Consider the following 19821-nt stretch of genomic DNA (forward strand, 5'->3'; position numbering starts at 1 on the left):
AATCGCCGAAAAATGAAAAAAAATTTCTGAAAATGTCTCGCCGTTGTCAAAATTGAACGGAAAATACAGACATAGTAAGCAAAAAAGAAATATACTATTGCAAATTCATCAGAGAACTAGTTTTTCTCGGCGGCAATAAAAAATAACAAGTACCACACATATTTTTATGTTGTAAAATAATAATAAATGGTACTATATGGAAATTACTTGTGGTTTTAATAGTGAATTGCGCGTAGCGCATTTGCAAAGGATGAAAAATGCGAGCTGCATTTGAAGCATGGGCACAGAAAGACGGTCACATCGTCCGACGTCGCGAAGATAAACCTGATGAATACCTGGTCTTTGAGACCCAGCGCCGCTGGGTGATCTGGCAGGCAGCGCTGGCCCACGGCAAAGCTCCCGGCGGTCGTAAAACGGCTGCCCAGAAGGAAGCCGAAGCTCAGGAAAAAGCCAAACAGGCAGTACAGCGCGCTCCGGCCATTGCACAGAACGATGCGGCGGTGCGTAATCAGGTGCTCAACGAAGTACTGGACGCGTTCTCGTCGCTCGGCGGTGCCGGTGGTCTGGACGATATCCTGAAAGTGGTGCAGAGTCTGAAACAGAAGCAGGAAACCGTGGCCGAGCAACCGGCCAAAACGGCGGATCGCGTGCATCACAACGCCTGATGGCGCAACGCTACAGGCATTACAAAGGTGGCCTCTACGAACTCGTGTGTGAGGCCACCCAGGAAGCTGATCTCCGTCCAGTCATCGTGTATCGCGCCGCGAACGGCACCGTCTGGACCCGCCCCAAAGATGTTTTCTTCGAACTCGTCGAGGTCGATGGCGTGAAAGTACCACGCTTTACACCGCTTGATTGAGCCTTTGCTTTTCCTCCCCGCTGCTACACTGGTGTGACCGAAGATACTCTGGGTCGACCATGTTCTATCGCTTATTCCCTGTTACTGCCGGTATGGCCGCACTGCTGGCGCTGAGTGCCTGCGCGACGCTGACGGAAAACACCGAGCAGTCCGTGCTGGTGCAGACGGTGCTCAATCACCGCCAGATCGCTGGTGTTGGCTGTGTGCTGTCCAACGATGTGGGCAAATGGTTCGTGACGACGCCGGCCCGCATCAGCCTGCGCAAGAGCGCCAGCCCGCTGCGTATCGACTGCAAGCAGGATGGCACTGGCTGGGCTTACGAGAAAGTTGATTCCAAGGTGAATAGCAGCCTGTGGGGCAATCTGGTGCTGACAGCAGGCGTGGGCTACTTCGTCGACAAGAACACGGGTGCCGGCTACGAATATCCGGCCACGCTGACGGTGCTGATGCGGCCTGCTACCGAGCGCGATATGGCGCCCGCACCGGCGGCTGGCGTGACGCTGTACTGAAGCCTGGCTGCGGCAGCAGCGCCGCCCGGCATAAAAAAAGGCCCGCACTGCGGGCCTTTTGCATGGGCTAACCGGATCAGGTGCGGTTGATCAGGAAGTTGGTCAGCAGCGGTACCGGACGGCCGGTAGCACCCTTGGCGCCGCCCGATTTCCATGCCGTGCCGGCGATGTCCAGGTGGGCCCAGGTGTACTTGCGGGTGAAGTTTTCCAGGAAGGCTGCAGCCGTGCAGGATGCGCCGCCCGGCGTGCCGATGTTGGCCAGATCGGCGAAGTTGGACTTCAGTTGTTCGTTGTACTCTTCGCCGATAGGCAGGCGCCATGCGGTGTCGCTGGCAGCTTTACCGGCGGCCAGCAGCTCGTCGGCCAGCTTGTTGTGGGCTTCGTCGTCACGCGTGAACAGGCCGCTCTTATGGTGGCCCAGCGCGATGATGCAGGCGCCCGTCAGGGTGGCGATATCGACCACGGCGGCCGGGTTGAAGCGCTCCGAATAGGTCAGCGCATCGCACAGGACCAGACGGCCTTCCGCATCTGTGTTCAGGATTTCGATGGTCAGACCGTTCATCGAGGTGACGATGTCGCCTGGCTTGGTGGCGCGGCCCGATGGCATGTTTTCGCAAGCCGCGATCACGCCGATCACGTTCAGCTTCAGATTCATTTCGCCGATGGCGCGGAAGGTGCCCAGTACCGATGCGGCGCCGCCCATGTCGAACTTCATCTCGTCCATGCCGGGGCCGGCTTTGAGCGAAATGCCGCCCGTGTCGAAGGTAATGCCTTTACCGACCAGCACCACTGGCGCGTCTTTGGCTTTGCCGCCCATGTGTTTCAGGATGATGAACTTCGGTGGCTGTTCGCTGCCGTTGGTGACCGACAGGAAGCTGTTCATTTTCAGGGCTTCCAGTTGTTTGCGGTCCAGCACTTCAACGTCGAACTTGTAATCCTTGCCCAGTTTTTTGGCAGTATTGGCCAGATAGGTCGGGGTGCAGACGTTGGCCGACAGGTTGGCCAGTTCCTTGGTCAGGTCCATGCCGTTGGCAATCGCGATGGCCTGAGCCAGTGCCAGCTTGGTGGCGGCGGTGCTGGCCACGGCCAGAGCGATTTTCTTCACGCCGGCTGGTGCAGGGTCTTTCTTGCTCTTCTGGCCGTCGGTGCGGAACACGCCTTCGTGGGCAGTCTGCACTACGCAGCGGATTGCCCAGTTAACGTCGCGCTCTTTCACTTCCGACATCGGCAATGCGATAATAGCGTCGCTTGCGCCCAGGGTAGCAAACACCTTGAGTGCAGCGGCCACGCCGCTGGCAAAGCTCTTTTCGCTGATGCTGTCTTCGCTGCCCAGACCTACCAGCAGTACGCGCTCGGCGCTGGCGCCTTTAACGCCGCGCAGCAGCAGGGTGCTGCCGGCTTTGCCGGAGATGTCGCCAGACTTCAGCGCAGCGCTGATTTCGCCCGAAGCATCGAGTGCCTTGGCCGCTTGCGACAGCTTCTTGTTTTCGAAGACTGCGACGGCCACAACGCCGGCTTTGGCCGTAGCGATGGTGTTTTTTGTGTCGAATGCTTTTATGCTAAAGTCCATTTGATTCTCCGTGTCGTGTACGAATTGCCAGCCCGTTATACAGGCTGTTATTTAAACTGTGGCTCTGTGATGAGCCCTTAACTGCCGAATTATAAACTTCGAATGATCTTTCAACGCGCCTTACGTCGTGAAATGGCCAGTGCAGCCGGGGCCACCTTCACGGTGCTGTTCAGTATCAGCGTGACGTGGACCCTGATCGGCGTCCTTGGTAAGGCTGCCGGCGGCAAGGTCGCATCTGGCGACGTGATCGCGCTGATCGCGTTCGCCGCCTTGAATTATCTGCCAACTATCGTCATCCTCACCAGCTTTATTTCTGTGCTGATGGTGGTCACCCGCACTTACCGCGATTCGGAAATGGTGGTGTGGTTCGCCTCTGGCCTGAGCCTGACCCGCTGGATCCCGCCGGTGCTGAGTTTCGGCCTGCCGCTGGTGCTGCTAACGGCTGGCCTGAGCTTTGTTGCGACGCCGTGGGCGCAGCTGAAAAGCTCGGAATATGTCGACCGCTTCGAAAAGCGCGAGGATCTGCAGAAAGTCTCGCCCGGCCAGTTCAAGGAATCGGCTTCCGCCAACCGGATTTTCTTCGTCGAAGGTGTGGCCGGTGAGAAGGCCGTGGTGCAGAACGTGTTCGTCAATACGGTCGACGAACATGGTACGGCAGTGGTGGTGGCGCGCGAAGGGGTGATCAATATCGGTCCTAAAGGCGAGCGCTATCTGGTGCTGAAGAATGGCCGTCGTTATCAGGGTACCCCAGGCCAGTCCGATTTCCAGACCATGGAATTTGAGAGCTACAGCATGCGCGTAACGCCGCGTAGCCAGGATCTGGATGCCGAACGCAATATCAATGCTGTGCCCACCATGGAACTGCTGGCGGATAACTCCAACTTCGCCCGTGCCGAACTACTGTGGCGCATCGCTTCGCCCGCGACCTGCCTGATTCTGATACTGCTGGCCATACCGCTCGGTTTCGTCAATCCTCGCGCGGGCAGCTCGGCCAACCTGATCATCGCGCTCTTGATCTTCTTCAGCTATAGCAATATGGTCAAACTGGTCGAGGCCAGCGTCAAACAGGGTAAGGCCAGCTTCGTGATGTCGTGGTGGCCGCTGCACCTGATCGCTCTGCTGTTGGTGTTTGCGCTGTTTGCTTGGCGCCTCAACCTGAACCACCGTTATCATCCGCTGGCTTTGCTGTCGGCTCTGAAGCGCAATCGCGCTGCTGACAAGAAGGCCGAACTCAAATGAAAATCCTGCAACGCTATTTCGCGGTCTCCATTCTGCAGGCCGTTGCCTTTGTGCTGGTGGCCTTCCTCGCGCTGCAGGCCTTTATGGACCTGACGGGGGAACTGCCTTCGGTAGGCAAGAACGGTTACGCGATCCAGTACGCCTTCCTGTATGTGCTGGTGCAGTTGCCGGGCCATGTATACGAAGTGATGCCGCTGGCCGCGCTGATCGGCACCATCTACACGATGGCGCAGTTTGCCGCCACTTCGGAATTCACCATCATGCGTGCGTCCAGCATGTCGACCGGCATGGTGGCATGGATGCTGGCCAAGGTGGGGCTGGTGCTGGTGCTGGTGACTTTTCTGTTCGGTGAAGTGATTACGCCCCGTACCGCGCCTATCGCCGAGAAAATCAAGCTGACGGCACGTGGCGCTGCGATTTCCTCGGAATTTCGTTCCGGCCTGTGGACCAAGGACATCGTCAAATCGGAAGGCATGAAGGGCACTGTCATCGGTTCGCGTTTTTTCAATGTGAAAAAGGTGCAGCCGGATGGTACGCTGGTCGGCGTCAAGCTGTACGAGTTCGATAACGAACTGCGTCTGCGTTCGATTACGCTGGCGGCGACTGCATCGTTCAAGGGCAATAATCTGTGGCAGATGACGGACGTGACGGAAAACCTGTTCACCAATCCGGGGCTGCTGAAACCAGGCAGTGTGGCCACGCTGGAGAACAACTTCGCGCAGGATACCAGCATGATCAGCACCAGCAAGCTGGCGACCAAGGATCTGCTGTCCGAGGTAACGCCGCGCATCCTTGCGGTGGCAGGCTCCGATCCGGATCGTATGTCGGCTTCTGAGCTGGCAGCCTACACGCGCCACCTGCAGGAAAACAAGCAGGAGACGGAGCGCTTCAAGATCGCGTTCTGGAAGAAGCTGTTCGACCCGCTGGCGATTTTCGTGCTGATGGCGCTAGCCCTGCCATTCGGCTATTTGCACACGCGTGCCGGTGGCGTGAGCCTGAAGATTTTCATCGGCATTATGATCGGTGTGAGCTTCCTGCTGGTGAATACGCTGTTCTCCCATCTGGGCATGCTCAGCACATGGCCGGCCGTGATTACGGCAATAGCGCCCAGTATATTGTTCCTGCTACTGGCGCTGTGGGCGCTGTGGTGGGTGGAACGACATTAAGGAATCAGCTTATGAGCAGCGCACTCGTATTGTTTGCCCACGGCGCACGCTCTGCAGCGTGGGCTGTACCGTTTGAAAAGCTGCGCGATCTGACGCAGGCACGTTTGCCTGATGTGCAAGTGCGTCTTGGGTTTCTTGAATTGATGGCGCCGCGCCTGCCCGAACTGGTGGCCGAGCTGGCCGCCAGCGGCGTCACGCAGGTGACCGTGGTGCCCGTATTTCTGGGGCAGGGCGGTCATGTGATGCGTGACTTGCCGGTGATGGTGGAAGAACTGCGCAGCAGCTTTCCGCAAGTGGCCATCAAGGTGGTGGAAGCTGCCGGAGAAAATGCGGCCGTGCTCAATGCGCTGTCGGACTACTGCGTGGCGTCGCTGCCTGTCTAATCCGCTTTATTTGCGTGGCACCAGTTTGATTTCGTACAGCTTGGGCCACAGCTTGCCCGTCACGAACAGGCGTTTTTTTTCTGCATCGTAGGCGATGCCATTCAGGACGTTTTCGCCATTCAGGCCTTTGCCGGCAGCGGGATACAGCTTGGCCAGATCGATCCAGCCTATGATCTTGCCCGTCGCCGGATCGATACGGGCGATGGTGCTGGTATGCCAGATGTTGGCGAAGATTTCGTCGCCCACCACTTCCAGTTCGTTCAGTTGATCGACGGCGATGCCGTCTGCCGTCACTTTCACGCGCCGTATTTCGAGGAAGGTCTTGGGATCGAGGAAGCGCAGCGTGGCCGTGCCATCGCTCATGATCAGTTCTTTGCCGTTCTGGGTCAGGCCCCAGCCTTCACCCGGATAGACGAACTGGCTGCGCATTTCGAAGGTCGCCAGATCGAATACAAAGCCCGTCTGGGTCTGCCATGTGAGCCCCACCAGCGCATTGCCCCATACGGTCAGGCCTTCGCCGAAATACTGCGGCGGTATGTCCTTGCTTTGCAGGATGGCACCCGTTTCCAGATTCACTTTACGGATCGACGATTTGCCGTTCAGGCCAGTGCTCTCGTAAAGGAAGCCGTCGCGGTAAAGCAAGCCTTCCGTGAACGCCTGCGGATCATGCGGATAGCTGCGCACGACCTTGAAATCGTAGGTGGGAATGGCAGCAGCAGCGGCCAGCGGCAGCAGGCTCGTGGCGAGCAGGGCGAATGAGTAGCGGGCAGTGACGTACGACGTGCGCAGAAAATCCATTGTGACCTCGGTTGGTAGCAATGGATATTCTATTACGGATCAGGCGCGGCGTTGTTGAGGTTTTGCTTCGGTGGTCAAGGCACTATCGGCATCGTACTGGTGGGCGCGCATCTGCATGGCGTCGCCCAGCATCACTAGCACAGGGCCGTGGGCAGCGCCCAGTCCTTGCGCTAGCGCGGCGATGGTGAGGCGGCGGATATGCTGGTCGGGACGGCTGCAGTTCTCGATCACCACTACTGGCGTTTCGGGATGGCGCCCTTGTCCCAGCAGGCGTTTTGCCGTGGCGATGGCTTCGCGCCCGCCCATGTACTGCACCAGCGTGTCGGTGTCGGGGATGGCCTCGTGCTCGCTGTGTTCCGGCGCCGTGGACGAGGTGAAGAAGGCCACGCTGCGTGCCACACCGCGCTTGGTCAGCGGCTGTTTGGTGGCGGCGGCGGCGGCCAGCGCGGTAGTAATGCCGGGCACCACTTCCACTTCGATGCCAGCTTCTTCCAGCGCGCGTAGCTCTTCATCGGCGCGGCCGAACATCATCGGATCGCCGCCTTTGAGGCGTACCACCAGCGGGAATTTCTTGGCGCTATCGATCATCTGCTTGTTGATGAACTGCTGCGCCGTGGAGAGCTGGCCGCAGCGCTTGCCGACCAGGATTTTCTCCGCTTGCGGGCACAGCTCCAGCATTTCGTCTGTCACCAGAGCGTCGTGCAGCACCACGTCGGCTTGCGCCAGCAGGCGCGCGCCACGTAATGTGATCAGATCCTGCGCGCCGGGACCGGCGCCGATCAGATAGACTTTTCCCAATGCTGACATGCTGTGCTCCTAGTTTGCTGCGGTTGCTACGAGTGCTACGTTTGCCAATTAGTCGGCCAGACGGATCATGCCCGCAGCCACGGTCTGGTGGGTGACTTCATCGATCAGGATGAAGGCGCCGGTAGCACGGATATCGGCATAGGCGTCGGCTGCCAGCGGCTGCTGCACAGTCAGGCCGATACGGGCGATATCGTTGAGCTTCAGGCCTTCTGCGCTGTGACGCTGCTGGGTGTTGATGTCCAGCAGAGACTCGATGGTGGTGATCTTGGCCGAAGTCTGTTTGGTGCCGTGCTTGATCCAGTATTTGCGGCGCAGGTCGAGTGCTTCATCCGACATCCAGCAGACGTCCGCTTTGAGCTGCTTGAGCAGGGTGGCTGGCTGTTCGGCGCCGGCCAGCATGTCGCCGCGCGAGATGTCGAGGTATTCGTTCAGCAGCAGGGTGATGGACTGACCCACCACGGCCGACTGGTGCGAACCCTCCAGCGTGAGGATGTCTTTCACGGTAGCGCTCTGGCCCGAAGGCTGCACCACCAGCTTGTCGCCTACCGAAACCTTGCCGGCTTCGATACGGCCCATGTAGCCGCGGAAGTCGTTGGCTTCGTGGCCGTTGTGGCGTGCCACCAGCTGTACCGGGAAGCGGAATGGCGCAGCGTGCGATTCGTCGTACACCGACAGCGATTCCAGCAGCTCGATCAGGGTAGGGCCCTGATACCAGTCCAGCTTCTCGCTCTTGTCCACCACGTTGTCGCCGGTCAGGGCGGACAGCGGAATCGGCGTGATGTCTTTCAGGCCCAGCGTGGCAGCGAATTCGCCGTAGGCTTTGACGATGCGGTCGTAGATGCTCTGGTCGTAGTTCACCAGATCCATCTTGTTGACGGCCACGATCACGTGCTCGATCTGCAGCAGGTGAGCGATGGTGGAGTGGCGCTTGGTCTGGATCAGCAGATCCACACCGCCATCTTCGCGCAGCTTCACTTTCGACACGTCGATCAGAATGATCACGGCATCGGCGGTGGAAGCACCCGTCACCATATTGCGGGTGTACTGTTCGTGGCCCGGCGTATCGGCGATGATGAACTTACGCTTAGGGGTTGCGAAGTAGCGGTAGGCCACGTCGATGGTAATGCCCTGTTCGCGTTCGGCTTCCAGTCCGTCCGTCAGCAGCGACAGGTCGACCGTGTCGCCTACCGTGCGCTTGTGCTTGGAGCGCGACATGGCGTCCAGCTGGTCGGCGAAAATGCCTTTGCTGTCGAACAGCAGGCGGCCGATCAGGGTGGATTTGCCGTCATCGACGGAACCGGCGGTAATGAAGCGCAGCAGGCCTTTTTCGGTCTGGTCTGCGGCTTGGGTTTCTATGCGTGCGTTCATCAGAAGTATCCTGCTTTTTTACGTTTTTCCATCGAGGCTTCGGAGGTCTGGTCGTCCATACGGGTGGCGCCACGTTCGGTAATCTGGGTCACGGCCGTTTCGGCAATGATCTGCTCCACCGTTGCTGCATCGGACGATACCGGGCAGGTGCAGGAGATATCGCCCACGGTACGGAAGCGTACCACCTGCGTTTCCACCGTTTCGCCTTCGCGTGGCGGGGTCAGATCGGTCAGCGGCACCAGCAGGCCGTTACGTGGAATCACCTGACGTTCGTGCGCGAAGTAGATCGGCGGCAGTTCCAGTTTTTCGCGGGCGATGTATTGCCACACATCGAGTTCGGTCCAGTTCGAGATCGGGAACACGCGCATGTTCTCGCCCGGATGGACGCGGGTGTTATACAGATCCCACAGTTCCGGACGCTGCGATTTCGGATCCCACTGGCCGAATTCGTCGCGGAACGAGAAGATGCGTTCCTTGGCGCGGGCTTTTTCTTCGTCGCGGCGCGCGCCGCCGATGCAGGCGTCGAAGCCGTGTTCGGCGATGGTTTCCAGCAGCGTCACGGCTTGCGCGGCATTGCGCGAATCGGTTTGCGGGTTACGCAGACGTACCGTGCCTTTTTTGATCGAGTCTTCCACCGAACCCACGATCAGGCGTTCGCCCAGTTCGGCCACGCGCTTGTCGCGGAAGGTGATCACTTCAGGGAAGTTGTGGCCGGTGTCGACGTGCACCAGCGGGAACGGGAATTTACCGGGACGGAAAGCTTTTTCCGCCAGACGCAGCAGCACTACCGAGTCTTTACCGCCCGAGAACAGCAGGGCAGGGTTGCTGCATTCGGCCGCGACTTCGCGCAGGATATGGATCGCTTCCGATTCCAGAGCATCGAGGTGGCGCGAATTGACGTGCGCGGCGTGGTTTTCAACGAGAGCGTTCATGACGATTGCCTATTCTTGTGTGTACTGGGTTTTCTGTGGCGCTGGAGCTTACGCCGCCACGGATTTAATGCGTATCAGTTTGCCGTCGACCATGTGCAGGCCGCACTCTTTCGAGTCGGGGTTCTCCCACCACCAGCGGCCGGCGCGCACATCTTCGCCCGGCTGGACAGCGCGGGTGCAAGGTTCGCAGCCGATCGACGGGTAGCCCTGATCGTGCAGTGCGTTATATGGTACGCCATTGTTGCGCAGGTAGTCCCATACGTCCTGTTCCGACCAGTCGGCCAGCGGATTGAACTTGGTCATGCCGTGGGCCGGATCATCTTCCTGCACATGCAGTTCGGCGCGCGTGGTGGACTGGGCGCGGCGCTGACCCGTGACCCATGCCTTGTTACCGGCCAGTGCACGACCGAGCGGCTCGACCTTGCGGATGCGGCAGCATTCGCGGCGCATTTCCACGCTGTCGTAGAAAGCGTTCAGGCCATGCTGGGCCACGTAGCCTTCTACTGCTTCTGCCTGCGGGCGGTACAGGGCAATCTCGTAACCGTCGTAGTGCTGCTTGACGCGATCCAGCATGTCCAGCGTTTCCTTGTGCAGACGGCCCGTTTCGAGCGAGAAGATACCGATGTTCAGCTTGGCCTTCAGGATCAGGTCCGTCAGCACCATGTCTTCGGCGGCCAGACTGGAGGCGAAAACAGCGGGGCTGAAGTCGGCCGCAATGCGCGCCAGCGTGGCGCTGGTGTCGGCGATTTTCTGGTTCAGGTCAGTCATGGTGTGTCCTTAGATACCGAAGCCGGCATCGCCAGTATTGACACCCACGTTGCGGGTGTGGCGGCGGAACAGCGGTACTTTCTGGTCGACCGAAGCCTGATAGGTTTCCGAGAAATCGGACAGGCCTTTCAGCGCATCGTGGATGTTGCGGTCGGCGCGTACGGCATAGGCGTCGAAGCCCACGCGCTGCATCGAGAACAGCTGGTCGCGCAGCACATCGCCAATCGCACGCAGCTCGCCGGTCCAGCCCAGGCGGGTGCGCAGGTTGTAGGCGATCGAATAGCCGCGGCCATCGGTGAATTTCGGGAAGTCCACTGCGACGACTGCGAACTTGGCCAGATCGTCCTTGAGTGGTTCCGGGCGTTCGTCGCTGGCGAACCAGACGCCGATTTCGCCATTTGCAGCCCGTGCCAGCAGCGCTTCGCGCTGGGCGTTCCACACTGCCACCGGCACGATGACTTTACCGGCAGGGACGGCCAGGGCAGCGATGTCTTCAGCCTCGGCCTTCACGCCTTCCGGCAGTTCCGGGCCGCGCAGTACCAGCCATTGATCTTCGACGACGCTACGGCCTTTGATGATCTGGCCGGCGTTCTGGGTCTTTACATCATGCATATTCATCCTCTCCTACCAGACGACCGGGTTCGACGATCGGCGTGGCGTATACAAATTCCTTGAACGGGGCGATGCCCAGACGCTGGGCGCATTCGGCAAACGGTTCGCCTTCGGCGCGCTCGCGTACATACACCTGCAGCAGGCGGCCGATTACTTCCGGCATTTGCAGCGCCGAGAACGATGGGCCGATGATCTTGCCGATGGCGGCGTTGTTACCTTGCGCGCCGCCGATCGAGACCTGATACCATTCGCTGCCATCCTTATCCACACCCAGTACGCCGATACCGCCCACGTGGTGGTGGCCGCAGGCGTTGATGCAGCCCGAAATATTCAATTCGATTTCGCCGATGTCGTGCTGGAAGTCGATGCTGTCGAAGCGCTCGGCAATCGCCGCTGCAATCGGGATAGACTTGGCATTGGCCAGCGAGCAGAAGTCGCCGCCCGGGCAGCAGATCATGTCGGTCAGCAGGCCGATATTCGGCGTGGCCAGACCTTTGGCTTTGACCTGTTCCCACAGCGTGTACAACTGCGACTGTTCGACGTCGGCCAGTACGATGTTCTGTTCGTGCGTGACGCGCAGTTCGCCGAAGCTGTATTTGTCGGCCAGATCGGCCATGAAGTCCATCTGTTCGGCGGTCGCGTCGCCCGGCGGCACGCCGGTCTTCTTCAGCGACAGCACCACGGCGGCATAGCCAGCCTGCTTGTGTGCCTTGACGTTGCGCTTGACCCAGTTGGCAAACGCCTTGTTGTCGGCGTGCTGTGCCAGATAGTCGATGTTGTCCAGCGCCTTGTAGGCATGCGGCTGGAAGTAGTCGATCACGCGCTGCATTTCATCCTGCGTCAGGGTTTCTGGACCATCTTTCAGGTCGGCCCATTCGGCTTCCACCTGACGCGTGAATTCTTCCACGCCGATGGCTTTGAGCAGTATCTTGATACGGGCTTTGTACTTGTTGTCGCGGCGGCCGTACTGGTTATACACGCGCATCACGGCTTCCGTGTAGGTCAGCAGGTGTTGCCATGGCAGGAATTCGCGGATTACGCTACCCAGAATAGGGGTACGGCCCATGCCGCCACCGGCCATGAACTTGAAGCCGATTTCGCCCGCTTCATTGCGCACCACGGTCAGGCCGATGTCGTGCACGGCAATCGCAGCGCGGTCTTCTTCAGCACCATTGATGGCAACCTTGAATTTACGCGGCAGCGCGATGAACTCAGGGTGGAAGGTGGACCACTGGCGCAGCACTTCCGCATACGGACGCGGATCGATGATCTCGTCGGCGGCCACACCGGCGAACGGGTCGGAGGTGGTGTTACGGATGCAGTTGCCCGAAGTCTGGATGGCGTGCATTTCCACCGAAGCCAGTTCGCTCAGGATGTCCGGGGTCTGTTCCAGCTCCATCCAGTTGAACTGGATGTTCTGGCGGGTGGTAAAGTGGCCATAGCCGCGGTCGTACTTGCGGGCAATATGGGCAAACATGCGCATCTGTTTCGATGCCAGCAGGCCGTAAGGCACGGCGATACGCAGCATGTAGGCGTGACGCTGCATGTACAGGCCGTTTTGCAGGCGCAGCGGCAGGAATTCGGCTTCGGTCAGCTCATCGGCGAGACGGCGGCGTACCTGATCGCGGTACTGGGCAATGCGTTCACGGACGATGAGATGGTCATATTGGTCGTATTGATACATATTCTTCCTAGATAGTCGCTGGCTAGAATCCCCAAACTAGCGGCAATAGTAATAAACTTCGTCTTTATTCCATACGACTTAGTCTTTATTTGCTTATATACGTATTGGGTATAAGCTAGAACACTTAATAATTAAGATGGGCCAGAACCTGCAATGAACCTACATCAATTGCGTTTCGTGCGCGAAGCTGTACGCCAGAATTACAACCTGACCGACGCTGCCAAGGCACTGTTTACCTCGCAGCCGGGGGTGTCCAAGGCCATTATCGAGCTCGAAGAGGAGCTGGGCGTGGATATTTTTACCCGTCACGGCAAGCGTATCCGCGGCCTGACGGAGCCGGGCCGGCTGGTGCTGGAGTCGGTAGAACTGATTATGCAGGAAATCGATAGCCTGAAACGCATAGGTAAAGAGTACGCGGCACAGGACAGCGGCAGTTTTACCATCGCCACCACCCACACCCAGGCGCGCTACACCTTGCCGAAAGTGGTGCAGGCCTTCATGGTGAAGTTCCCCAAGGTGCGCTTATCTTTATTGCAAGGTAATCCCCAGCAGATTGCTGAGATGGTACAGCGCGATCAGGCTGATCTGGCCATTGCTACCGAATCGATTGCGGAAATTAATGGTTTGATCACATTGCCATGTTATCAATGGGAACACGTGGTGGTGGTGCCGCCTGACCATCCTTTATTGAAATCCAAGCAAGTAACGCTGGAAGAAATTGCCGCTTTCCCCATCATCACGTACGATAGCGCCTTCGCCGGCCGCAGCAAGATCGACCATGCGTTTTCCCTGCGTGGTCTGAAGCTGGACGTGTTGCTGGAAGCCATAGACGCTGATGTCATTAAAACCTATGTGGAACTGGGCATGGGCATAGGCATTATTGCCGGTATGGCGTTTGACCCGGAACGGGACAAGAATCTGCGCGCCATCCCTGTAGGCCATCTGTTCGGCATGAATGTGTCGCGGGTGGCGGTCAAGCAGGGCGCGTATCTGCGCAGCTATATATATACCTTCATTGAATTGCTGGCGCCTACGCTCAACCGTAAGCTGATCGAGCAGGCCATGAACGGTGAAAAAGAGCACTACGAACTATAAAGAGAAAGCATCCCATGATTACCAATCAGTTGGCACAATTCTATGCCGTCAACGCCGACAACTATGATCAGGTCTATGCGCAGGAAGAGCGCTTCGATGATCTGGACGACCTGCAGGAAATGGTCGCCGAGCTGTTCCAGGGCCATAAAGTGCTGGAGCTGGCCTGCGGTACGGCTTACTGGACTGACCTGATCGCCGAAGTGGCGGAATCCGTGCATGCCACCGATTTGCTACCGGAAATGATAGAACTGGCCGAAACCCGTGGTCTGGACGAAGATGTGGTCACTTTCAGCGTGATGGATGCGTTTAATCTGCCGGACGGGCTGGAAGGCAAGTACACCGCCGTGTTCGCTGCCGGCCTGTGGGGCCACGTGAAGCGCGAAGATCAGGAGAAATACCTGAAGACGCTGCGTGCCAAACTGGGCAAGGATATTCTGCTGGTGCTGCTGGACGAGTCCTATGTGGACGGCAATTCCATGGTGTTCGCCCGTACCGACGCCGAAGGCAATACTTATCAGATCCTCACGGCCGATGACGGCCAGCGTTACGAGATTATGAAAAATTACCTGACCGACAGCACCCTGCGTAAGCGTTTTGCCACGGCAGCGCGCCAGATCCGTGTCGAGCGGCTGGAATATTACTACCTGCTGAGCTGCCGACTGAAATAGCAGATGCACGGATTTCCTTGAGAATTATCGAAAAAAGCCGCTTTTAGCGGCTTTTTCTTTTATGACGTTGATTTGCAACAAATCCGGTCATGTCACATTCCTGAAGCAATTGGTAGGCATGATTCGCCCCGTAGATGCAAAACAAGCTTTACCTTCTATTAACTCATCAAAGAGATTTTCAAGTGAAAAAACTGACTCTGGCAGCAATGATCATCGGCGGCTTCGCCGCACAAGCCCAAGCTCAATCGAACGTTACGATCTACGGTCTGGTCGATGCAGGTCTGGTGAGCGAGCGCGGTGGCGCCGCCGGCAGTGTGACCAAAGTAACCAGCGGCATCGGCGGCCAGTCCCGTCTGGGCTTCCGCGGTACCGAAGATCTGGGTGGTGGCCTGTCGGCTATCTTCCAACTGGAAACCGGTCTGAAAGTGGACGACGGCGCACTGGACAACACCAACAGCGCTCTGTTCAACCGTCTGTCCTACGTTGGTCTGAAGAGCAAAGAAGCTGGTTGCCTGACCATCGGCCGTCAATACACGATGCTGTACAACGCCATGAGCCAGGTTGCTGACCCATTCGGCGCTGGCTACGCTGGCAGCATCAAGAATCTGTTCCCAACCGCAGGCGCTAACACCCGTACCAGCAATGCTCTGGTATACGTTACGCCTACGATGGAAGGCTTCAGCGCCGAAGCCCTGTACTCGCTGGGCGAGCAAGCTGGCAGCGCCACCGCTGGCCGTCAATTCGGTCTGGGCCTGAACTACGCTCAAGGTCCTCTGAATGCCCGTCTGGTGTACAACAACCGTAACAACGACACCGCTGCTGTAGGCTCCACCCCAGCCAAGCTGCAGGACACCGGCCGCAACACCCTGTTCGCCATCAACTACGACTTCCAGGTTGCTAAAGCCTACTTCGCCTACGGCGCAGACAAAGGCGTGAACAGCGCTGCTCTGCCAGTGGCTAATGCCTACGGTTACGCTGTTGCTCCTAAAGCTAGTCTGGACAGCAACGATCTGCTGATCGGTGTGTCGGTTCCAGTGGCACCAGCCGGTACCGTTCTGGCTTCTTACACCCGTAAGAACGACAAGACCAGCTTCAATCAAGATGCTGACCAGTGGGCTGTGGGTTACCTGTACGCGCTGTCGAAGCGTACCAGCACCTACGTGGCTTACGCCAAGATCAAGAACAAGAACGGCGCTGGCTATACCGTTGGCAACAACAACGAAGCTGGTTCGGGCAACAAGGCCTTCAACATCGGCGTACGCCACTCGTTCTAAGCGGCAGGGGCGGGAGCCTGATCCGGCAGCGGCAGGCGGATAGTGATCCGTGTGCCGCCGTCTTTGATAATGGTGATCTCGCCCCGTAAAGCACGCACGCGTTCGCGCATCCCGAGCAGGCCGAAAGTCATGGCCTTGTCCATGTCCTGCTCGGCGATGCCGCGTCCATCATCTTGTATCTCTATCTTTAAATCGGGCGGCTGGCGCTGCAGCGACAGTGAAACTTTGCTGGCTTCTGCGTGGCGCGAGATATTCGTCAACGCTTCCTGCACGATGCGGAAAATCTCCGTACTGTAGGTATCATTCAGTATCAATTCCTCTTCGCTGGCCTGCATCTGACACGGGATGTTGTAACGATTGACGAAGTCCTGGCGCAGACTCTCCAGTGCGTAGTACAGTCCGCCTTCATCGAGTGCGCGTGGCCGCAGATTGCTGGCGATGCGGCGTAGTGAAGTAATGGCCGACATCAGCAGAGTGTCCATACCCGTCAGCAGCTTGCGCGCTGAGGGTCCGAATGGTTGGGCGCGCTTCAGTAGTGCCAGATCGCCCCTTAGGGTGGCCAGCAACTGGCCCAAGTCATCATGTAATTCCCGTGCAATATATTTGCGTTCCTCTTCGCGTATGGTCTGCAGTGCAGCGGACAATTGGCGTAGTTGTGCGTAGGACTGCTCCAGCTGCTCCTGCACCTGCTTGCGTTCGGTGATGTCGCGCAGAATGATGGTGTAGATGTTGTGATTATTCTCGTTCAGTGCCGAAATCGAACCTTCCAGTGGAAAGAGCTGGCCGTGCGCGCGCTGTCCCGTCACCAGATAATCGCCGGCGCGGCGCCCCTTCATGCGCAGGCGTATGCCGGTCTCGCCGAAATAGCGGCCCTGTCCGCTGTCGCTGTACTGGCGCTGACCACGTGGCAGGTAACGCTGTAGTGGCGCGCCTTCCATGGCTTGTACGCTGGTGTCGAACATGGCAGCCGCAGCAGGATTGGCGTGCAAGATGCGCTGATGTTCGTCAGTGGAAATGATGGCGTCGCTGGCATGCTGGATGATGCTGCGGCTGCGCTGGGAGGTGGGGTTGGTGCTGGCGGGCGTATGGCGGCTGCGCTGTAGCCAGACGATGGCGAAGGCTATGCCGGTGGTGAGCCATAACAGGGTACGGTGGCGAGCCATGGAATTCTCCGTCGCGGCTTGCACCGCATGGCTCTACACTAGAACAAGCGAAGCACGGCAGCTTGCGCTGCCGCAGGCGTCGCCGGCAGTATCACATCTGTTTGAACAGATGCAGGAAGCTGCGGCTCACTTCAAGGCGCTCGGGGCGGCCTTTGATCATGACCAGATGGCGGCCACGGATATCGCGCGTGACGCCCTCTATGGCGTTGACGTTGACCAGCGTGGCACGGTGGATCTGCCAGAACAGGGCAGGGTCCAGCTCGTCTGCCAGGTCGCGCACGGGTTTGCGGATCAGCGCCTCGTAGCGTTCGGTCTGGACGCAGGTGTATTTCTCATCCGAGCGGAAGAACAGGATTTCTTCTACGGGAATCATGCGCAGATCCTGACCGATGCTGGCCTGTATCCATTGCAGGTGGGCCGGCTTGGGGGCGGCGATCTTCTCTGCCAGTTGCGACAGCATGGCGGTCACGCTGGCATTGACGTCGGCAGCCGGTTTGGACAGGCGGGTCTTCAGCCTATCAACGGTAATCTGCAGGCGCTCGGGCTCAGGTGGTTTCAGCACATAGTCCACCGCACCGCGCTCGAATGCTTCCACGGCATACGCATCGTAGGCGGTGACGAACACGATGTGGCTTTTGGTGCCGATGGCCGTGGCGGCTTCCATGCCGGTTTTGCCCGGCATGCGGATATCAAGGAAGGTAAAGTCAGGTTTGAGCTGATCGACCAGTTCGATGGCTTCATCGCCATTTTTGGCTTCGCCAATAATCTCCAGTTCAGGCCAGACCTGTTCCAGCCGCATACGCAGCTGGTCGCGCATCAGTCTCTCGTCGTCGGCAATAATTGCTGTAGGCATGTGTACGTGCTCTTTGATGTTTTTTAGTTAAGCGATTATTCAACGAATCGGGTGAATAATCAATTGGGTTTTTTATCGGACGACTGGGCTAGCTGGTAGGGCACCTCAATCGTGGCGATCACCCCGCTAGGGCTGTTGGCCGCGATCAATAGCTGGCCCTGATCGCCGTGCAGCAGCTTCAGGCGTTCGCGTATGGTCATCAGGCCCAGTCCCGTGCCATCGCTAGGTATGGCACCGAAGCCGAGACCATCATCCGTGACGATCACGCGCAGCTTGTTGTGGGCCACATCGGCGCGCACTTTCAGCGTGCCGCCTTCCGGCTTGGCTTCGAGGCCGTGCTTGATCGCATTTTCTACCATGGACTGCAGCATCATGGGCGGGAAGGCGGCCGTGCGCAAGCCTTCAGGGATGTCGAAGTCCACGGTCAGGCGCTCTTCCATGCGCATTTTCAGCAGGTTCAGATAGGCCAGCACCATGTCCGCTTCGCGGCCCAGATTGGTAATCAGGGTGTTATCGCGCATTTGGGGCAGCACCGCGCGCAAGTATTTGATCAGGCTGCGCTGCATGGCCGAGGCGCGTGGCGGGTCTGTCTGTATCAGGTGTTCAACCGAGGCCAGCGTATTGAACAGGAAGTGAGGTTCTACCTGTGCCTGCATCATCTGCATTTTGGCTTCACTGAGCTGGCGCTGCATGGATTCCCGTTCCGCTGCCGCATTGGCGTTCTGGGTTTCTGCTTCGGCGCGTTTCTTGCCGCCCATCAGCGCTTTGGTGCCGAACAGTGCCAGTACCAGCAGGGTGACGAAACTCTTGAACCAGGTCGAAGCCTGACGATGGTAGCGGGTAACCTTCTGCTCGGCCGCATCGTCGACAGCTTCTTCGATAGCATTCGACAGTTCCTCGCCAATTTGTGGTGGCAAGTCGATATGCACCTCTTCGCCCGGTAGGGTAGGCAGCGCAGGAACCGAGGCGGTCGATTTGCCGCCTTTGCCGCGCTGGCCGGGAGGGGTAGCTTCGGCCGGTGGCGCAGGCTCGGCGGCGGGAGCGGGTTCAGCAGGCTCCCTTGGTTCAGCAGGCTCGCGTGGTGGCGTGGGGGATGCCGGCGGGGCACTGCTTTCGCTATCCTTGTTGCGAATTTTGCCGCGCGGGTTGAAATGGATGCCGCTATCGTCGATCAGGATGTTGGTGTCGCCATTTTTCCGCTTCGGACGTTTTTCATTATGGACAACAACTTCCTCATCTGGGCCGGAGGAGAATAATTCGTCCTGCAGAATAGAGCCTGCAATCAGCATCAGGATGGCAAAGACTAAGAACTTCCACCAGGACAGCTGGGTTACCCAGGTCGCCACCGTGTCGAAAAAGCGGTGCAGCCAAATACCGGCGGCGCGGAGTGTTTCCTGGGTTTTGGGATTGGGCAGCATATTAACGAAGCACTCCTGAATTCGGTCTGTATGGCAATGGGCCAGATGTTACAACTGTAACGAGGCGAGCCTGTACTTGCCAAGTGAATGCGACAGTCTGCATAAAAACGGGATTGGACGGTGAAAAGCGCGATAAAAAGCAGGGCTTGCCTAAGCCGCCAACTATTTGCTATAGTTCGCCCCCTCGCAAAACAAGGCGTCGCTCAGAAGCAGCGCCGAGTTAAACGAGTTGAAAAGTAGGGGTTGACGAAACGATTTAAACGCTTCATACTCTCGCTTCTCTGCTGCTGACAAACAAAACGATTTGTCGAAACGCAGCAAGCAGTGCCAAAGAAAAGTTCTTTAAAAATTCACAGTCGATAAGTGTGGACGTTTGATGAAAGTGCACACGAAGCTAGTCTTCGTGATACTTAAAAAATATCAAATGTTCACAAGAAATAAATGAAATAGGACGCTTTGTAAAAGAAGCGAACTGTCAGTATTTTGAGTGAGCGACCCGTTAGAAATAACGGTGCCAGAAATGGCAAAAAACAGAGATTAAACTGAAGAGTTTGATCCTGGCTCAGATTGAACGCTGGCGGCATGCCTTACACATGCAAGTCGAACGGCAGCACGGAGCTTGCTCTGGTGGCGAGTGGCGAACGGGTGAGTAATA

20 protein-coding genes and 1 rRNA gene are annotated in these 19821 nt (G+C 58.0%); 10 read left to right on the forward strand and 11 right to left on the reverse strand.

Annotated elements, in window-relative coordinates:
* Nucleotides 1–257 precede the first annotated feature (257 nt).
* Genes GM655_RS11440 through GM655_RS11450 form a run of 3 tightly spaced genes read left to right on the forward strand, consistent with a single transcriptional unit; the run spans nucleotide 258 to nucleotide 1368 of the window.
* A complete protein-coding gene (locus GM655_RS11440) occupies nucleotides 258–665 on the forward strand; it encodes a phiTE_015 family protein (RefSeq protein WP_155434768.1) in 408 nt (135 codons plus the stop codon).
* Nucleotides 665–859, forward strand: a complete 195-nt coding sequence (locus tag GM655_RS11445) for a DUF1653 domain-containing protein (protein WP_155434769.1) — start codon at nucleotides 665–667, stop codon at nucleotides 857–859. Before GM655_RS11440 ends, GM655_RS11445 begins: the two co-directional genes overlap by 1 nt.
* Before the next feature lie 59 nt (nucleotides 860–918).
* Nucleotides 919–1368, forward strand: coding sequence for a hypothetical protein (locus GM655_RS11450; RefSeq protein ID WP_229632517.1), 450 nt, complete (start codon nucleotides 919–921; stop codon nucleotides 1366–1368).
* A gap of 76 nt (nucleotides 1369–1444) precedes the next feature.
* Here GM655_RS11450 and GM655_RS11455 read toward each other — a convergent pair whose 3' ends face one another.
* Nucleotides 1445–2938: a leucyl aminopeptidase gene (locus tag GM655_RS11455; protein WP_155434770.1), complete on the reverse strand. Its 1494-nt coding sequence runs from the start codon at nucleotides 2936–2938 to the stop codon at nucleotides 1445–1447.
* A gap of 102 nt (nucleotides 2939–3040) precedes the next feature.
* On the opposite strand from GM655_RS11455, the gene lptF reads away from it, so the two are divergent.
* The 3 genes from lptF to GM655_RS11470 are packed head-to-tail and all read left to right on the forward strand — an operon-like array spanning nucleotide 3041 to nucleotide 5726.
* Nucleotides 3041–4177 carry an LPS export ABC transporter permease LptF gene (lptF, locus tag GM655_RS11460; RefSeq protein WP_155434771.1) on the forward strand — a complete coding sequence of 379 codons (1137 nt, stop codon included), beginning with the start codon at nucleotides 3041–3043 and terminating at the stop codon, nucleotides 4175–4177.
* Nucleotides 4174–5343: an LPS export ABC transporter permease LptG gene (gene lptG / locus GM655_RS11465; protein WP_155434772.1), complete on the forward strand. Its 1170-nt coding sequence runs from the start codon at nucleotides 4174–4176 to the stop codon at nucleotides 5341–5343. The genes lptF and lptG overlap by 4 nt, the downstream gene beginning before the upstream one ends.
* Before the next feature lie 11 nt (nucleotides 5344–5354).
* Entirely contained in the window at nucleotides 5355–5726 is a 372-nt protein-coding gene (locus GM655_RS11470; protein ID WP_155434773.1) for a sirohydrochlorin chelatase, read from the forward strand.
* A 6-nt stretch (nucleotides 5727–5732) separates the two neighbouring features.
* On the opposite strand, the gene GM655_RS11475 is transcribed toward GM655_RS11470, so the two are convergent.
* Genes GM655_RS11475 through GM655_RS11505 form a run of 7 tightly spaced genes read right to left on the reverse strand, consistent with a single transcriptional unit; the run spans nucleotide 5733 to nucleotide 12695 of the window.
* Nucleotides 5733–6524, reverse strand: a complete 792-nt coding sequence (locus GM655_RS11475; RefSeq protein ID WP_155434774.1) for a glutaminyl-peptide cyclotransferase — start codon at nucleotides 6522–6524, stop codon at nucleotides 5733–5735.
* A gap of 39 nt (nucleotides 6525–6563) precedes the next feature.
* On the reverse strand, nucleotides 6564–7331 hold the full coding sequence (gene cobA, locus GM655_RS11480) for a uroporphyrinogen-III C-methyltransferase (protein ID WP_155434775.1): 768 nt from the start codon (nucleotides 7329–7331) through the stop codon (nucleotides 6564–6566).
* A 48-nt stretch (nucleotides 7332–7379) separates the two neighbouring features.
* Nucleotides 7380–8699, reverse strand: coding sequence for a sulfate adenylyltransferase subunit 1 (locus GM655_RS11485; RefSeq protein ID WP_155434776.1), 1320 nt, complete (start codon nucleotides 8697–8699; stop codon nucleotides 7380–7382).
* A complete protein-coding gene (gene cysD / locus GM655_RS11490; protein ID WP_155434777.1) occupies nucleotides 8699–9631 on the reverse strand; it encodes a sulfate adenylyltransferase subunit CysD in 933 nt (310 codons plus the stop codon). Before cysD ends, GM655_RS11485 begins: the two co-directional genes overlap by 1 nt.
* A gap of 48 nt (nucleotides 9632–9679) precedes the next feature.
* Nucleotides 9680–10399 carry a phosphoadenylyl-sulfate reductase gene (locus tag GM655_RS11495; protein WP_155434778.1) on the reverse strand — a complete coding sequence of 240 codons (720 nt, stop codon included), beginning with the start codon at nucleotides 10397–10399 and terminating at the stop codon, nucleotides 9680–9682.
* A gap of 9 nt (nucleotides 10400–10408) precedes the next feature.
* Nucleotides 10409–11011 (reverse strand): DUF934 domain-containing protein, encoded by a 603-nt coding sequence (locus GM655_RS11500; RefSeq protein ID WP_155434779.1) that lies wholly within the window; start codon nucleotides 11009–11011, stop codon nucleotides 10409–10411.
* Nucleotides 11004–12695: a nitrite/sulfite reductase gene (locus tag GM655_RS11505; protein ID WP_155434780.1), complete on the reverse strand. Its 1692-nt coding sequence runs from the start codon at nucleotides 12693–12695 to the stop codon at nucleotides 11004–11006. The genes GM655_RS11500 and GM655_RS11505 overlap by 8 nt, the downstream gene beginning before the upstream one ends.
* Nucleotides 12696–12848: 153 nt before the next feature.
* Here GM655_RS11505 and GM655_RS11510 point away from each other — a divergent pair, with 153 nt between their 5' ends.
* The 3 genes from GM655_RS11510 to GM655_RS11520 all read left to right on the forward strand — a co-directional run bounded on the left by GM655_RS11510 (nucleotide 12849) and on the right by GM655_RS11520 (nucleotide 15732).
* A complete protein-coding gene (locus GM655_RS11510) occupies nucleotides 12849–13790 on the forward strand; it encodes a CysB family HTH-type transcriptional regulator (protein ID WP_155434781.1) in 942 nt (313 codons plus the stop codon).
* A 14-nt stretch (nucleotides 13791–13804) separates the two neighbouring features.
* Nucleotides 13805–14458 (forward strand): class I SAM-dependent methyltransferase, encoded by a 654-nt coding sequence (locus GM655_RS11515; protein WP_155434782.1) that lies wholly within the window; start codon nucleotides 13805–13807, stop codon nucleotides 14456–14458.
* Nucleotides 14459–14640: 182 nt separating this feature from the next.
* On the forward strand, nucleotides 14641–15732 hold the full coding sequence (locus GM655_RS11520; protein ID WP_503826588.1) for a porin: 1092 nt from the start codon (nucleotides 14641–14643) through the stop codon (nucleotides 15730–15732).
* Here GM655_RS11520 and GM655_RS11525 read toward each other — a convergent pair.
* The 3 genes from GM655_RS11525 to GM655_RS11535 form a co-directional block, all read right to left on the reverse strand.
* Nucleotides 15729–16895 (reverse strand): sensor histidine kinase, encoded by a 1167-nt coding sequence (locus GM655_RS11525; RefSeq protein ID WP_155434783.1) that lies wholly within the window; start codon nucleotides 16893–16895, stop codon nucleotides 15729–15731. The genes GM655_RS11520 and GM655_RS11525 overlap by 4 nt on opposite strands.
* 91 nt (nucleotides 16896–16986) lie before the next feature.
* Nucleotides 16987–17748, reverse strand: coding sequence for a LytR/AlgR family response regulator transcription factor (locus GM655_RS11530; protein WP_155434784.1), 762 nt, complete (start codon nucleotides 17746–17748; stop codon nucleotides 16987–16989).
* Between the two features lie 59 nt (nucleotides 17749–17807).
* Nucleotides 17808–19166, reverse strand: coding sequence for a sensor histidine kinase (locus tag GM655_RS11535; protein WP_155434785.1), 1359 nt, complete (start codon nucleotides 19164–19166; stop codon nucleotides 17808–17810).
* Between the two features lie 539 nt (nucleotides 19167–19705).
* Here GM655_RS11535 and GM655_RS11540 point away from each other — a divergent pair.
* Nucleotides 19706–19821, forward strand: a 16S ribosomal RNA gene (locus GM655_RS11540); the annotation flags it as partial.

Source organism: Pseudoduganella danionis (assembly GCF_009720775.1).
GTDB classification, from domain to species: domain Bacteria; phylum Pseudomonadota; class Gammaproteobacteria; order Burkholderiales; family Burkholderiaceae_D; genus Rugamonas; species Rugamonas danionis.